We start from the raw sequence: 15,493 nt of genomic DNA, 5'->3' as shown, positions 1-15,493 counted from the left end.
GATGGCCACGGTCGGAGAAGGGCTCGACAAGGTGGTGGAGGGCGCGTTCACCCGCCCTGCCCCGAAGAGCGCCGGAGCGCAGATGCGGTATCTGGTAAGGAAGCTGAAGGGCACCCGGGCGGTGGCGCAACTGCTGCGGGTCTCCCAGCGCACCGTCGAGCGCTACGTCAGGGACCAGATCCGCAAGCCCCGCCCCGAACTCGCCGCACGGCTCGAGCGGGAGGTGAGGAAACGCTGGCAACCGCAGGTCCGCGCCCGGGCCAAGCAGACCGCAGCCACCACCACCGGCCTGATGATCGACACCCGGGCCCGGTTCGGTTTCACCGCTGCCCCCGGCACCACGGACGACGCCCGGCTGCGCCACCTCACCCTGGCGCTGCCCCCGCAGCACGCCGCCCGGCTCTTCGAGGCCCAGGAGGCAGGCGCCGGCGAACAGCGACTGCGGCAGATCGCGGCCGAGGCGCTGGGCGAGGTGTACTTCCGGGACAACGGCCGCCGCGCCCACGGCCTGGAGGTCGAGTTCTCCGACCTGGAGCACCTGGAGTTCGAGCTGTAGCCGCACGCCCTGCCCGGCAGCGACGTTCGGACCGCTACCCGCCGTACGCCCCGGGCACCTGCCGCCGCCCTGCGGCCGGGGCTCGTCGGCGACTCGCAGCTAACAGGCAGGCCGTTACGCGAGTTGACGGTGCCCGAGCGCTCGGTAGGGTCGGGACAAGGACTGTCGGAGAAGAGGGAGCCATGGGTGAGGATCATCCGGCGGACGTGCGGGCGTGGCTCAGAGGCCTGGACGTGTTCGCCGGGCCGCTGGCCTCCTTCGACCCGGCGGCGGCGCCGGCCGAACCGGTCGAGTTGTTCCTCACCTGGCTGCGGGAGGCGGTGGACGCCGGGCTGCCCGACCCGCACGCCATGACCGTCTCGACGGTGGACGAGCACGGCGACCCGTGGGCCCGGGTGCTGATCCTCAAGAACGTCGACACCGCGGGCTGGCAGTTCGCCGCGCACGCCGACAGCCCCAAGGGCCGGCAACTGGCCCTACGGCCCAGCGCCGCACTCACCTTCTACTGGCCGGTGCTCGGACGGCAGGTGCGGGTACGGGGGCCGGTGCACCCGGAACCCGCCGAGCGCGGGGCCGCGGACTTCCTCGCCCGCTCGGCCGGAGCGCGGGCCGAGGCCCTGCTCGGACACCAGAGCCGGCACCTGGAGAGCCTTCAGGAACGGGACCGCGCCATCGGCGAGGCACTGAGCCGCGTCCAGCAGAGTCCCGGCCTGGTGGCCGGGGCGTGGACCCTGCACACCGTCACCCCCGTCTCGGTCGAGTTCTGGCAGGCGGACAAGAGCCGCGTCCACACCCGGCTGGACTACGCACGTGCCACCGCCGGCGGTCCGTGGGAGAAGCACCTGCTGTGGCCCTGAGGGCCCTGCTCCGCCCCCGGGACACCGCCCGCCGGCCGGGTTGCTCAACCCGGTGACGGGTTTCTTCACGTTGCGCGAGTGGGCGCGTGGCGTCAAGAAGTAGGGGCAGGGGTTCCGCTCTGCGGCACGGCGTCCGCGAGGGGCCCGGAGCCGGTCAGCAGGCCGGCCAGGGCGGCGGTTGCCATGGCCGGGTCGCTGCCGCGCCAGGCGACCACCTGGTCGGGCCGCACCAGCATCAGCCCGTCAACGGCCAGGAAGCCGGTCTCCACCCGGTGGACGGGGAGCGGCGTGCGCGGCACCGGCGGGTCGGCGGAGTCCGGGACGCGGGCGGCGGGGCCGGCCAGCAGGGCCCAGTGGGGACCGGCCAGGTCGAGGGTGGAGCGGGTGCGCGGCACGTCGAGCCAGCGGTGGGGCAGGCGGGTGCCGACGCGTCCGGCCGGGTCGAACTCGGTGACGGGCTCCGGGTCCGCAAGGTCCGCCGGGCCGGGGGCGAGCGCCCCGGCCGGGTACTGGAAGCCGCCGGCGGCCAGCACGTAGGGGTGGGCGAGCGTCGGGTCGGGTGCGGTGAGACGGTCACGCAGCGCCTGGGTGCGGCGGCTCGACTGGTCGGCGGCGAACCACCCCGCCGCGCGGCGCTCGGCGTCGTAACTGTCCAGCAGGGCCGGCGCGGCCTGCCCGTGCAACACGGCGGCGAGCTTCCACCCCAGGTTGTGCACGTCGGCTATGCCGGTGTTGGCGCCGCTCGCGGCGAACGGCGGCATGACGTGTGCGGCGTCGCCGGCCAGGTGGACCCGGCCGAGTGAGTAGTGGTCGGCGACGCGCATCTCGGCCTGCCACGGCAGCACACTGAGCACCTGCAGGTCCGGTGCGGGGACACCGAGCGCGGTGCGCAGCAGGCGGGGCCAGTCGCGATCGGTGGCGCCGCCCTGGGCCATGAACACCCACCGGCGCCGGCCGTCCACCGAGACAAGGCCGCCGGGCATGCGGGGGTGTTCGATCTGGCAGATGTTGAACTCCCGGCCCCGTACGACCTCGGCGAGGTCGGCTTCGAAGTAGACGCTGGTGCTCGGCTCCCCGACCGCCCCGCGCCCCGACCGGCCGATGCCCAGGGCCTCGCGCACCGGGCTGCGGGCACCGTCCGCCGCCACCAGGTACTGGCAGAGCAGTCGTTCCCGGCGGCCGTCCGTCCGGTCCAGCAGTGTGGCGAGGACGCCGTCCCGCTGCGTCCCGGCCGCGTCCGGGAGCTGCTCGAAGCCGGTGAGTTCGGTGGCGAACCGCACCGTGGCGCCCGCGGCGACCGCGGCGGCGCGCAGTACCGGCTCAAGGCCGTCCTGCGCGATCAGGCACGGCAGTTCCGGGCTCACCTCGAGCCCGGCCCCGGCCGGGCCGGACGGCTGCCACAGCGGGAGGCGTTCGGCCTCGGCGAGCGTGCGGCCGGTGGCCATGTGGTCGTGGCCGGCCAGGTCGCGGGCCGCCTCGTGCACCTTCCCGGCCAGGCCGAGCTCGCGGAAGACCTCCATGCTGCGCATGTGGAGACGCCGTGCCTTGGGCTGGGGTGAGGTGGCGTCCCGCTTCTCGACGAGGGTGACCGCCAGCCCGTGGTGACGGCAGACCAGCGCAGCCGTCAGGCCCACCAGGCCACCGCCCACGACCAGGACCTCCGTCATTGGTGTACGTCGTACATTCATGGTGTACAACGTACACGCCGTAGGGTTCAGCCACCATGCCTACCTCCGACAACCCGACCCGGTCCGGCGGACTCGTGTGGTTCGACGAGCCCGCGGCGCCGCGCGCCACCGAGCAGCTGAGCCGGAAGCGGATCGTGGCCGCCGCGGTGGAACTGGCCGACCGCGAGCCGACCGGTGAGATCACCATGCGTGCGCTGGCGGCGCGGTTGGGCGTGCGCAGCCCGATGGCGCTGTACCGCTACGTGGGCAGCAAGGACGGCCTCGCCGACCTGATGGCTGACGAGGTCTACGGGCTGATCCGGGTGGAGCGCGGCAACGGCTGGCGGGCAGCGCTCGGCGAGCTGGGCCGCACCGGCTGGGAAGCGGTCCGGCAGCATCCCTGGTTCGCCCGGCTCGCCTTCAGCCGGCCCCCGCTCGGGCCCCACGCCCTGCGCATGTACGACAGTGCGCTCGCCGAACTCGAACCGCTCGACCTGAGCGCCGCGGACCGCATGGGCTTCGTCAGCACGGTGCTCGGCCACGTCCTGGGTTCCGGGCTCGCACTCCTGGAGGAACAGGCCATGCGGGCCCGCTCCGGCATGAGCAGCGACGCTGACCTGGAGGCGGCCGTGGCGCCCTACCTCGAACGGGTCGCGGCGGAAGGCGGCCACCCGCACTTCAGCCGCTGGGCCGCCGACCCCGGACGGCACGCACCGGCGCCCCAGTCCTTCGAGCGCATCCTCGACTGGCTGCTCGACGGCCTCGCCACACAACTGGCCGACCGGCGCCCCTGACCAGGCCCCCGGCGGCGACCGCGGACACTGCCCGGGTGCCGGTGCGGCAGGGCAGCCCCGCTTGTCCGCACCGGCACCCGCAGGTGTCCTGCCGGCTCAGCGGCTCCGGTCGGTCACGACCCGGCCGTCCTGGACCACCAGGGGCATGTGGCGGTCGGGGTCGGCCAGCACGGTCACGTCGGAGAGCGGATCGGCGTCCAGCACCACCAGATCGGCCCGGGCGCCTGGCGCCAGTGTGCCGATCTCTCCCTCCTGCCCCAGCAGTCGTGCGGCGATGGAGGTGGCCGAGCGGATCAGGGCCAGCGGTCGCTGCACCTCGGCGCGGATGCGGAACTCCTCGTTCTGGTGACGGTGCATGCCGCCCAGCAAATCGGTGCCGTAGGCGATCCGCACGCCGCCGCGCTCCGCGCGTTCCAGTGCGCCCAGGCCGGCGTGCAGCACCTCGTCGACCTTGCGCCAGCTGTTCTCGGGCAGCCCGAACTCCCGCCCCTCCTTCTGCAGGGCCCAGTAGGTGACCAGGGTGGGGACGAGGAACGCCTGCCGCTCGACGAGCTGGCGGACGCTGTCGTCGTCGATCAGGTTCCCGTGCTCGACGGAGCGGATGCCGGCCTCCAGCGCCCGGTTGACCGCGCGGGCGTGGTAGGCGTGGGCGGCGACGTACCGGTTGAACGCCGTCGCCTCCTCGACCACGGCACGCAGTTCGTCCATCGAGTACTGGGTGGAGTCGATCCGGTCGGTGGGGGAGGCGACGCCGCCGGAGGCCATCACCTTGACGTGGTGGCTGCCCTTGCGCAGTTCGTCCCGCGCGGCGGCCCGGACCGCGTCGACACCGTCGGCGATCCTGCTGTGTTCACCGCAGCAGGGGTGGTCGTCGCGCAGGTGGGCACCGGGCCCCCGGTTGTCCCCGTGGCCACCGGTCTGCGACAGGGCCCGGCCGCCGAAGGCCAGTCGGGGGCCACGGATCGCACCCTCGGCCTGCGCGGCCGCGAGTCCGTAGTCGGCGCCCGCCATGTCGCGGACGGTGGTGAAGCCGCGGTCGAGCATGCCGCCCATGATCTGCGCCGCGTAGGCGCCGACGTAGAGCGGCGAGGTGGTGGCGAGGGAGGCCAGATGGGCGGTGATCGCGGTGACGTGGACGTGTGCGTCGACCAGTCCGGGCAGAACGAACCCGCCCCGCAGGTCGCGGACTTCGGTGTCGGCGGGAGCTGTGAGGCGGGTGCCCGTCTCGGCTATCCGGCCGTCCGCGGCGAGCAGCTCGCCCTCGGTGTACCGGCCGGACTCCACGTCCAGGAAACGGGCGTTCCGGAGCAGCAGGGCGGGGGCGGGAGTGGTGGTCACGGGTGGAGAGCTCCTTGGTCGGTGGGGCGGTCGGTCCGGTCCGCTCCGGCGGGTGGCCGTCCGGCCAGCGCCTCCAGCGAGCGGTTGGCCGTGGGGAGGGCGAAGACGAGGGTGCCGACGACGCCGGCCGCCAGGACGGCGGTGGTGAGCCCGAAAACCCCGGCGAAGCCGAGGGAGGTGGCGAGGGCACCGATGATCAACGGTGCGGTGATGCTCCCGATCCGGCCGAAGCCGCTGGCGTAGCCGGTGCCGGTGGCGCGGATGAAGGTCGGGAAGACCTCCGGCGTGTAGGAGTAGACGCCGGCGTAGGTCCCGTTGAGGAAGAAGGAGAGGACGGCTCCCGCCAGGGTGATGGCGGTCGGGGTGTGCGTCTGGCTGAGCCAGTAGGCGGCAGCTGCGGAGCCTGCCAGGTAGACCGCGATGGTGTTCTTGCGGTCGATCCGTTCGCACAGCCAGGCGGCGGAGAAGTATCCGGGGATCTGGGCCAGGTAGATGACGATCGAGAAGCTGAAGCTCCGGGTCACGGTGATGCCCTGCTGGACCAGGAGCGTGGGGATCCAGGAGAAGAAGCCGTAGTACGCGAAGGTGATGACGAACCAGATGAGCCAGGTGGTGGCGGTCCGGCGCGCCATCGGGCGGGACCACAGGTGGCGCAGGGCGGCGCCGGGGCCGAGCGGGGGCTGCTCCGCGGCGGGGGCGACGGCAGCTTGCTCGGGGACCGGCGGTAGCGGCCGTCCGGTCGAGGCCTCGACCCGGCGCTCCAGATCCGCCACGACCCGTTCGGCCTCCGCCTCCCGGCCGGCGGCGAGCAGGAAGCGCGGCGACTCCGGCAGGGTGCGACGCCACCACAGCAGCAGCAGGATCGGCGCTGCGGTGATCACCTGGGCCCAACGCCAGCCGTCCGGCTGGACCACCACGAACCGGCCGAGGAACGCGGCACCGACGAAGCCGAAGGAGAAGAAACCGGCGAGCGTCCCGACGAACCAGCCGCGTCGCGCCGGGGGCACGAACTCCGAGAGGAACGGTGCGATCACCACGCTCTCCGCACCCGCGCCCGCACCCGCCAGCACCCGGGCACCCAGGAAGGTGCCGAAGTCCGGGGCGAGCGCGGCCACGACGGAGAAGAAGGCGTAACAGACCAGGGCGTACATCATCACCCGGCGGCGACCGACGCGGTCGGCGAGTACGCCGGTGAAGCCCGCGGCCAGGAGGTAGCCGACGGCACTGGCGGAACCCAGCATGCCGAGCTGCCCGTCGGTCAGGTGCCACAGGGCCTGCGTGCTCGGCATCAGGAAGGAGACCACCGCGGCGTCCATGCCGTCGAAGGTGTAACCGAGGCCGCCGAGCAGGAGCAGCAGGTAGTGGGGTGAGGACAGGGGGAGCCTGTCCAGTCTCGCGAGAAGGTTCATCAGCGCGCCTCTCGACACGAGGGGAGGGGGTGCCCCGAGGGCGGTTGCAAGATAGTTTGCATGCCTTCGGATGCGCAATGAATCTTGCTAAGTTGCTCTCGGCCGCCCGACGTGGTCGACCCGGCGTCGTACGATGCAGTGCGATGCGGTGCGCCGGGGGAGCGTACGGGCGATCAGGAGGTGAGGGGGCGGTGGCCGAACCCGAGGAGACGGTCAGGCGCGATGCCGCGCACCCGGCCTCGGAGGTCGTGGGGGAGTGGCTGAACGAGCGGGCCTCCGCGGTCTCGCTGAGCCCCAAGGCCCGTGCCGTCCTGGAGGTTCTGACCACCCAGCCGCGGATGAGCACCTACGGTCCCGCCCAGCAGATCGCGAACGCAGCCGGCGTGAACATGGCCACCGTGACCCGTGCCGCGCAGTCACTCGGGTTCTCCGGCTGGCCCGCCCTGCAAACCGAGTTGCGCGCCCGCTACCTCAGTTCGCTGAGCGTGCCGGAGATCGCCGCCGAGCACGGCGGCCCGGACCGGCGGGGCGCCTTCGCCGACTCGCTGCGGCGGGACGTGGAGTCGGTCGCCCTGGCCGGCCGTCACCTCCGGCCCGAGGCCGTGGAGCAGGTGGTGGCGGCGATCGCCGGCAGTCCGCGCACCCTCGTCATCGCCGAGGGCAGCTATGCCGCGATCGGCCTCGCCCTGGCCCACAACGCCCAACTGGCCGGCTACCCGGTCGAACTCCTCGGCGGCCACAGCAAGTCCGACCTCCTCAACGCGCTCTCGGGCGTCGGCCCGCAGGACACCGTCGTCGCGGTCAGCCTGTGGCGGCTGTACGCCAGGACGGTCCGCTCGGCCCAGGTGGCGCGGGAGCGCGGGGCCACCGTGTGCGCCCTCACCGACTCCGCCAGCACCCCGCTCGCCGAAGCCGCGCACCACGTGCTCGTCGTCCCCGCGGAAGGCGCCGCGTTCTTCCCGGCACTCACCGCGGCTGTCGCAGTCGCCCAGGCGCTGTGTGCCCGGCTCGCCGCACTGGACCCGGCCCGGACCGGCGACAGTCTGCGCCGCGCCGAGGAGTTGTGGGACCGCTTCGACGTCCTCCATGTCCCCCGGGCGCCACGGAGCGCCGAGCCCGGCCGCTGAACAGTCACCCTCGGAGGCCGACCGGGGCCCGAGGACGCGCGGCCTGCCGGGCCGAGGCCGGCAGCATCCTCGCCCGCCGGTAACGCACCGCGCTCGTGCTGCCCACCGTACGATCCGCAGGAGCTTCTGACCTCCCTGACCGGTTGCGCCACCGAGCCTCGCCGCGGCGGTCGGGTATCACTTCGACATCAACCCACGCACCCCGACGACGCAGTCCCCCGACCCGGCGAACCCGTGCGGTCACCGCACTAGCATCAGGGCATGCTCACCCTTGGTGTCCCCGTGATCGGTGTTTCGGACGTCGCCCGCGCTGCCGAGTTCTGGGCAGCAGCACTGGACCTGACCGTCGCCGAGGAGTGGCGGAGCGAGGACTGGCGGACGCTGTGCCGGAAGGACGGCTCCGACCGCGTGCTCGGGCTCATGCGCAGCCGGTCACCGGTCGAACCCCGCCCCCGCGTCCACCTCGACCTGTTCGTGGAGACGACGGCCGAGCAGGACGTCGAGGTCGAACGCCTGCTCACGCTCGGTGCGACGAGGCCGGACTGGGACCTCTACCCGGCCGACCCGGACTTCGTCGTCCTCGCGGACCCCGACGGCAACGTCTTCTGCGTCGTCGACCTGAGCCGCGCACCGAGCAGTTGAGGAAGAACGTCCCCGCTGCCGGTCCGCCGCCCGCGCTCTGCTTCCGTCCGACCGCCATCTCCGGCACCGGCTGCTCCGCAACCGCACCGCCCTGCGTCTGAGGTGACGCTGCGGCCGGCCCCTGCCGAAGATCTCCGCGGTCACGGCGCCCTTCCGTCTGTCCCGCTGACCCGCGTGAGCGGGCGGCCGCCTCCTTGCGGGCCCCTGCGTGCGCTGGATGCGTGGCAGCGAATCTGGAAAAAATTCCAGAACTTCCTGCGCGACCCGCCGCGGGAACGGCATCCTGTCCACGGCCCTCGAGAAGGACCGCGGCACCGAGGGACGTCCTGGACAGCTGAGCCGACTCTGGAAGGTGTCGACGCAATGACACGTGCATCGGACGAGAACGACGCGAGGGGCGGCGGGCACTCCCGCCGTCAACTCCTCAGGATCGGCATCGGCGTCGCCCTGGGGGCGGGCGGCGTCGCCTCCGGCGCCGGGGTGGCGGCGGCCGGCGGACCGAACGACCCGACCAGCCCCACGCTGGCGGTCAAGGTCAAGAACCTGAGCGGCCCGGCCGAGACGGGCCCCTTCGCCTCCCCCTGGACCGACCTCGGCATCCCCGTGCGGTGCCCCGACGGCACCATGCTGTTCGTGGGCGGCGACACCTTCAACGGCGACCACGTACCGCAGCCGGGCGAGCCCGCTGACGACTGGCGCGCCCCGGTCGGGCTGCGTTCCAGCAGTTCGGACCCGAACAACCTGCGCATCGACGGCAGTGTCGGCGGTGGGCACGCCAACAGCCTCGTCGATGAGCCGCACAACCCGGTCGGCGACAAGGCCACCACCGCGATTCCCTCCGACGTCTTCGTCGTCGACGGCGTCATGTACATGCACCTCATGCGAGGCGTCATCTACGACACCCACCACACCGACTTCTGGCGCTCCACCGACAACGGCGAGACCTGGGAGTACCTGTGCCAGTGGCCGGGTGACCTGCACGGCGGCCAGTTCCAGCAGAAGACCTACGCGGTGGCCGACGACGGTTACTGCTACGTCCTGTCCACGGTCTTCAACCGCGGCGCCGACTCCGGAATGCTGCTGCACCGGGTGCGCAAGGAGAGCCTCGGCAATGCCGACGCCTACGAGCCGTGGGGTTACGCCGACGGGGCCTGGCGGTGGGGCGCGCCTCCGACGACCGTCTTCGGCATCCGCAAGTGGGGCGAGATCTGCTTCCGCGCCATGGACGGCAAGTACGTCCTGACCTGGCTGAACATGAACGCGCTGTCGATCCGGGCGATGGTCTTCGCGCTCCCCACCTCGGACCTGACCAGGACGCTGGAGCAGACGATGATCCTGCCCTGCGCGCCGGGCCAGGAGGTGGCCAACCTGGTCGCCAGCCCGTACGGCGGATTCGTCGTCCCCGGCTCGACGTTCGGCAACTTCCACATCGTCGTCAGCCAGTGGTACGACGCGAGGAACTACCGGTTCATGCAGTACAAGGTCAACATGCTGTCCTGAGGCAGGGCCCCGGCCCGGCGGCGTTCCCCGGGCGGCGCGCCCGGCCTGCCCGGCCGGGACGGAGGAGCCGCCCGCCCGGTGCGGCGGAGGGGCGCGGACAGGTGCCTCACGCACCTCCGCCGCACCGGGGCCGGGGTGCCGGCGGCCCGTGTTACCGGGTCGGTGCGGTGGCCGTGACGGCCCAGGTGCGGTGGGGGACGGCGAGGACCTCACCGGGGAAGCGGTCGGCGAGGACCCGGGTGAGGTCGTCGGTGAAGCGGGCCACCTGCTCCGGCGGCAGGCTGGCCCCCACCCCCGCGCTGGCCCGGATACGGCCCACCCACGCCTCGGGGGTGTAGGGGACGTCCAGGTCGAAGGAGAAGGTCTCGATGCCGCCGAAGCCCGCCGTGGCCAGGTCGGTGAGCCAGCGCGGGTACAGGCCCGTGCCGCCGCCCATGGTCCACTCCGGGTTGTAGGAGGTGATCAGCTCCTCGGTGGCGGCGACCAGGTTGCCCGGCAGGGGAAGCCAGTCGAAGTGGGCGATGACCACCACCCCGGTGGGCCGCAGCAGCCGCCGGACCTCGGCGGCGGCCTTCGGCGCGTCGAACCAGTGCCAGCACTGGCCGGCCGTCACGACGTCGAACGAGGCGTCGGGCAGGCCGGTCTCCTCAGCCGTCGCCACCCGGTAGTCGACCTTCACGCCGGCCTCACGGTCCAGTTCGGCGGCCTGCTCCAGCAGGGACGCGGCCGGATCGAGCCCCGTCACGCGGGCGCCGGCCTGCGCACACAGCCGCGCCAGGCTGCCGGTGCCGGTACCGACGTCCAGTACGTCGCGCTCGGACAAGGTGAGTCCGGCGGCGGTGAGACGTTCGACCAGCCGCGGCGGGAACCCGGCGCGGTGGCGGCTGTAGTCCTGTGCGGTGAGCCCGAAGTCGGGGTCGAACTGCTGCGTCATGCGGCGTCTCCAGGAAAGGGGGCGACGAACGGGTGCCGCGGGTGCGGCGCCGGCGCGCACGGAACCGGGGCGGCCGGTCCCGTGCGGATCTTCGAAACCTAGTGGATGACGGTGCCTCACCCAACCTGCGGAGCAGGGGAGTCGAGCCGTTCGGCGACGAACGGCAGAATGCCTCCGGACCGCACGTAGGCCACCTCGCGGTCGGTCTCCACCGCTGCCGTCGCCTCGAACTCCACGGCCGGGCCGTCCGGGCGCCGGACCCGCACCGCCACCGGTCCCCGAGGGCGCAGGAGGTCCAGGCCCAGCAGGTCGATCTCCTCCGAACCGTCCAGGCCGAGACGGTCCGCGTCAGCCCCGGCGGGCAGGACCAGCGGCAACACCCCCATCCCCACCAGGTTGCTGCGGTGGATCCGCTCGAAGCTCTCGGCGAGGACCGCGCGGACGCCCAGCAGGGCGGTGCCCTTGGCGGCCCAGTCCCGGGCGCTGCCGCATCCGTACTCGCGGCCGGCGACCACCACCAGCGGCACGCCCTCGGCCCGGTACCGCTCCGCGACGGAGTGGAGCGAGGCCACCTCGCCGCTGGGCAGGTGACGTGCCCACGGTCCCTCGCGCCCGCCGGCGGCGGCGTTGCGCAGACGGGGACTGGCGAACGCCCCCCGCACCATCACCTCGTGGTTGCCGCGCCGCGCACCAAAACTGTTGAACCTGCTCTCGGGGACGCCGAGGTCGCGCAGGTACCGCCCGGCGTCACCGTCCGGGGGGATGGCGCCCACCGGGGAGATGTGGTCCGTGGAGACGGCGTCCCCCAGCAGCGCCAGGATGCGGGCACCGGTCACGCTGTCCCCGACGGGGGCCGGGCGGTCCGGGCCGAGGAAGGGGGGCTCCAGGAGGTAGTCGGAGGTGGTGGTCCACGGGTACTGCAGGCCCTGCGGCGCGTCGAGGGCCCGCCAGCGTTCGTCACCGGCGGTCAGGTCACCGTAGGCGTCCTCGAACAGGTCAGGGGTCACCGCGGTGCGGACCGCCTCCTCGATCTCCTCCGGGGCGGGCCACAGGTCCGCGAGCATGACCGGGCGGCCGTCCGGTGCGGTGGCCACCGGTTCGGTCGTCAGGTCCCGGCCGGCCGTGCCCGCCAGCGCGTAGCACACGACCAGGGCCGGGGAGGCCAGGTAGGCGGCGCCCACCTGGGGATGGATGCGCCCCTCGAAATTGCGGTTGCCGCTGAGGACCGCCACGCCGGTCAGACCGTCCTCGGTGACCGCGCGGGCCGCCTCCTCGGTGAGCGGCCCGCTCATCCCGTGACAGGTGGTGCAGCCGAAGGCCACCGGGTGGAAACCGAGCTTCTCGAGGGGAGCCAGCAGGCCCGCCCGGTCGAGGTAGGCGGGGACGGTACGACTGCCGGGCGCCAGACTGGTCTTGACCCAGGAGGGCACCGTGAGCCCCCGCTGCACCGCGCGGCGGGCGACCAGCCCGGCGGCGATCATGGAACCGGGGTGCGAGGTGTTGGTGCAACTCGTCAGCGCGGCGATCACCACCGCACCGTCCGGCAGCGGACCGCCGCGCCCCGCAGCGCCGGTCGGTGAGGGTGCGGGGCGCCCCGGTTCACGGCCGGGGGACGCCGGGAGGCTGCCCGGGACCGCCCGCAGCGGCAGCCACTGGTCCGGCCGCCGCGGTCCGGCCACGCCCGGCTCGACGCGCCCCAGGTCGAACTCCACCTGCTCCGCGTACGCCGGCCCGTCGTCGTCGGCGCCTGGGCGGAAGAGGCCCTGGGCCCTGCAGTACCGCTCGACGAGTTCCACCTGCGCCACGGGCCGTCCGGTGGCCCGCAGGAAGCGGAGCGTCTCCTCGTCCACGGGGAAGATGGAGGTGGTGGCGCCGTAGTCGGGCGCCATGTTGGCCAGCGTCGCCCGGTCCGGGACGCTCAGCCGGGCCACCCCCGGCCCGTGGAACTCCAGGATGGCGCCGACCACCCCGAGCCGGCGCAGTCGCCTGGTCAGGGCGAGCACCAGGTCGGTGGCGGTGGTGCCGGGTGCGGGGGCGCCGGTCACCCGCACGCCCACCACGCGCGGTGGGCGCATCAACACGGGCTCGCCGAGCAGCACGGACGTCGCCTCTATCCCGCCCACCCCCCAGCCGAGCACTCCCAGCCCGCCGATCATGGGGGTGTGGGAGTCGGTGCCCAGCACGGTGTCGGGCCGGGCCAGCCGGCCGCCCCCCGGCGCGTCGGTCACCGCCACCACCGGAGCCAGCCGCTCCAGGTTGACCTGGTGGATGATCCCGGTGCCCGGCGGCACCACCCGCAGCGCCGGGAAGGCCTGTTCGGCCCAGCGCAGCAAGGCGTAGCGCTCGCCGTTGCGGGCGTACTCCTGGCCGGCGTTGATCCGCAGCGCCTCCGCGGTACCTGCGGCGTCCACCCGCACGGAGTGGTCGACCACGAGGTCGGCGGGGAGCACCGGCTGCACGCTCTGCGGTGGCAGGCCGCGGCGGACCGCGGCCGTGCGCAGGGCGGCCAGGTCGAGTACCACCGGGACACCCGAGAAGTCCTGGAGCACCACACGATGGGGCAGGAAGGGCAGGTCCGCCTCGGCCCGGCCGGTGACCGACCACGTCGTCACCGCGTCCACCAGCTCCGGCCCCGCCTGGCCGCAGGCCACCGCGTGCAGGGCGTTCTCCAGCAGGATGCGGGCGGTGTAAGGGACCCGGGCCAGGTCGACACCCGCCGCGGCCGCCGCTTCGGGCACCGGATGGCGCAGCAGCGCGCTGCCCGCCCCGCCCAGGGGCACCGGCGCCCGGGTGGACGCCGCGGTCTGCCGGGCCGCAGCGGTGGGCGTCGGCGGGGTGTCCGGAGGGGGGACGCGGGGTGTCGCCGGGCCGCTCGTCGTCATGGTGTGGTGCCCTCCTCGGGTCGGGTGGGTGCCGGGGGTGGCGTGGCGAGCAGGGCGGCACGGTCCAGCTTGCCGTGGTCGGTGGTGGGGAAGGAGGCGGTGTGCCGGACGGTGGCCGGGACCATGTAGTGGGGCAGCGTCGCGGCCAGTTGCCGCCGGAGAGTCTCGGGGTCGGTGCCGTCACCGTCGGACGTGTAGAACAGGGCGAGCTGCTCCACGGCCCCGCCCGCCGACCTCACCGGGACGACCGCGCACTGCCGCACCCCGGGCAGCCGGGCGGCGACCGCCTCGATCTCGGACGGCTCCACCCGGTAGCCCGAGATCTTCAGTTGCCGGTCGGCGCGGCCGAGGAAGTGCAGGACACCCGCGTCGTCGCGCCGGGCCAGGTCACCGGTGCGGTACAGCCGGGTCGGCGTCCCCGAGACCGGTACGGTGACGAACTTCTCGGCGGTGGCCTGCGGCGCCCCGAGGTAGCCGAGGGCCAGGCCGTCCCCGGCGACACAGATCTCACCCGCCTCCCCCTCGGCCACCACCTCTTCCCCGTCCAGCAGGTGCACCTCGGTACCCGGCACCGCCGAGCCGATGGGGACGCCGTCGGGCAGCTCGCAGTCGGCCCGGCGCACTCTGCGGGTGGAGACGAACACGCAGCTCTCCACCGGTCCGTAGCCGTTGACCAGAGCCACCTGCGGATGATGGTCGAGGAAGGCCGCCACGTGGGTGGGCGAGAGCCGTTCGCCGCCGGTCATCACCTGGCGCAGCCCGGTGAAGCACGCGAGGTCCTCGTCCACGAAGAGGTTGAACAGCGAGGCGGTGAGCCACACCGTGTCCACGCCGGTCTCGCGGACCAGTCGCCGCAGGTCCTGGGGGAAGAGGACGTCCCCCTCGCTGATGACGCAGCTGCCACCGGTGGTGAGCATCCCCCACAGTTCGAGGCTGAAGGCGTCCCAGGCGACCGGCGCGGCCTGGGCCATCACCCGGCCCGGGCCGAAGTCGGCGAAGGTCCTGCCGCCGAAGAGCCGCAGCGTCGCACGGTGCGGGGACAGAACACCCTTGGGCTCACCGGTGGTCCCGGAGGTGAAGAAGACCGTGGCCGGGTCGGTGCCGGTCACGGCCACCGGCGCGGGGGCACCGCCCGCCGCGGCGGCGGCCCGCACCCCGCCTCTGCCGGGGCTCCACACCGGCGCCGTGCCCACCCCCGGCCCGTCGGTGACCTGCACCGGCGCAGCAAGCGCCGCCACGACGGCGCGCACCCGCCCGGCCGGCCACCGGTGGTCCACGGCCGCGTAGGCCGCACCGCACTTGAGGACGGCCAGGAGCACCGCCACCAGTTCCGGGGAGCGCGGCAGCATGACCGGTACCCGGGTGCCCGGCCCGACACCACGGCGCTGGAGGGCGGCGGCCCAGCAGTCCGCCGCGGCGTCCAACTCCGCGTAGGTGACGAGAGTTGCGGCGTGCCGCAGCGCCGGGGCCGCGGGGCGCAGGCGGGCCTGCCGGGCCACCGCCGCATGGACCGTCCCGGCGGCCGGCAGGTCGCCCGACCGGGTGGCGTCGCGGCGCAGGGCGGCCACCGAGGCGGCGAACTCCCGGGTGCTGGCGCTGCCCTGCAGCAGGCCGGGGTCCACCCGCACGCCCAGTTCACGGCGGAGCCGTGCGCAGACGCGTACCGCTTGGAGGGAGGTGCCGCCCAGCTCCCCGAAGCAGTCCTCGGGGCGGACCCGGTCGAGGCCGAGCACGCTCGCCACCACCCCCGAGACGGTCGCCAGTTCCGACACGACGTGACCTCCTCC

12 protein-coding genes are annotated in these 15,493 nt (G+C 73.7%); 6 read left to right on the top strand and 6 right to left on the bottom strand.

Features of this window, described 5'->3' with window-relative positions; genetic code table 11:
* Position 1 precedes the first annotated feature (1 nt).
* A complete protein-coding gene (gene tpg, locus ACFV3R_RS12165; RefSeq protein ID WP_385579724.1) occupies positions 2–556 on the top strand; it encodes a telomere-protecting terminal protein Tpg in 555 nt (184 codons plus the stop codon).
* A 182-nt stretch (positions 557–738) separates the two neighbouring features.
* Positions 739–1,413 (top strand): pyridoxal 5'-phosphate synthase, encoded by a 675-nt coding sequence (locus tag ACFV3R_RS12160; RefSeq protein WP_385579721.1) that lies wholly within the window; start codon positions 739–741, stop codon positions 1,411–1,413.
* Positions 1,414–1,505: 92 nt separating this feature from the next.
* Here the strand turns inward: ACFV3R_RS12160 and ACFV3R_RS12155 are convergent, their stop codons facing one another.
* Positions 1,506–3,080, bottom strand: a complete 1,575-nt coding sequence (locus ACFV3R_RS12155; RefSeq protein ID WP_385579718.1) for an FAD-dependent monooxygenase — start codon at positions 3,078–3,080, stop codon at positions 1,506–1,508.
* A gap of 56 nt (positions 3,081–3,136) precedes the next feature.
* Here ACFV3R_RS12155 and ACFV3R_RS12150 point away from each other — a divergent pair, with 56 nt between their 5' ends.
* Positions 3,137–3,874, top strand: coding sequence for a TetR/AcrR family transcriptional regulator (locus tag ACFV3R_RS12150; RefSeq protein WP_385579715.1), 738 nt, complete (start codon positions 3,137–3,139; stop codon positions 3,872–3,874).
* Positions 3,875–3,970: 96 nt separating this feature from the next.
* On the opposite strand, the gene ACFV3R_RS12145 is transcribed toward ACFV3R_RS12150, so the two are convergent.
* Positions 3,971–5,212 (bottom strand): amidohydrolase family protein, encoded by a 1,242-nt coding sequence (locus ACFV3R_RS12145; RefSeq protein ID WP_385579712.1) that lies wholly within the window; start codon positions 5,210–5,212, stop codon positions 3,971–3,973.
* Entirely contained in the window at positions 5,209–6,621 is a 1,413-nt protein-coding gene (locus ACFV3R_RS12140; RefSeq protein ID WP_385579709.1) for an MFS transporter, read from the bottom strand. Before ACFV3R_RS12140 ends, ACFV3R_RS12145 begins: the two co-directional genes overlap by 4 nt.
* Positions 6,622–6,812: 191 nt before the next feature.
* Between ACFV3R_RS12140 and ACFV3R_RS12135 the strand changes: the two genes are divergently transcribed.
* The 3 genes from ACFV3R_RS12135 to ACFV3R_RS12125 all read left to right on the top strand — a co-directional run bounded on the left by ACFV3R_RS12135 (position 6,813) and on the right by ACFV3R_RS12125 (position 9,890).
* A complete protein-coding gene (locus tag ACFV3R_RS12135) occupies positions 6,813–7,748 on the top strand; it encodes a MurR/RpiR family transcriptional regulator (protein WP_385579705.1) in 936 nt (311 codons plus the stop codon).
* Positions 7,749–8,009: 261 nt separating this feature from the next.
* The gene (locus ACFV3R_RS12130; protein WP_385579701.1) at positions 8,010–8,390 is read left to right on the top strand and encodes a VOC family protein; all 381 of its coding nucleotides are present in this window, start codon (positions 8,010–8,012) and stop codon (positions 8,388–8,390) included.
* A gap of 363 nt (positions 8,391–8,753) precedes the next feature.
* Positions 8,754–9,890, top strand: coding sequence for a DUF4185 domain-containing protein (locus ACFV3R_RS12125; RefSeq protein WP_385579698.1), 1,137 nt, complete (start codon positions 8,754–8,756; stop codon positions 9,888–9,890).
* 151 nt (positions 9,891–10,041) lie between these two features.
* Here ACFV3R_RS12125 and ACFV3R_RS12120 read toward each other — a convergent pair whose 3' ends face one another.
* From ACFV3R_RS12120 to ACFV3R_RS12110, 3 genes are all read right to left on the bottom strand, one after another.
* Positions 10,042–10,824, bottom strand: a complete 783-nt coding sequence (locus ACFV3R_RS12120) for a class I SAM-dependent methyltransferase (protein WP_385579695.1) — start codon at positions 10,822–10,824, stop codon at positions 10,042–10,044.
* A gap of 116 nt (positions 10,825–10,940) precedes the next feature.
* A complete protein-coding gene (gene acnA / locus ACFV3R_RS12115) occupies positions 10,941–13,706 on the bottom strand; it encodes an aconitate hydratase AcnA (RefSeq protein ID WP_385579692.1) in 2,766 nt (921 codons plus the stop codon).
* Entirely contained in the window at positions 13,703–15,478 is a 1,776-nt protein-coding gene (locus tag ACFV3R_RS12110) for an amino acid adenylation domain-containing protein (protein WP_385579689.1), read from the bottom strand. The genes acnA and ACFV3R_RS12110 overlap by 4 nt, the downstream gene beginning before the upstream one ends.
* Positions 15,479–15,493 lie beyond the last annotated feature (15 nt).

This window comes from Streptomyces sp. NPDC059740 (genome assembly GCF_042733155.1).
Classification (GTDB): Bacteria; Actinomycetota; Actinomycetes; order Streptomycetales; family Streptomycetaceae; genus Streptomyces.
Note: the sequence above shows the minus strand (reverse complement) of the source record. Positions and strands in the feature narration are given on the sequence as shown.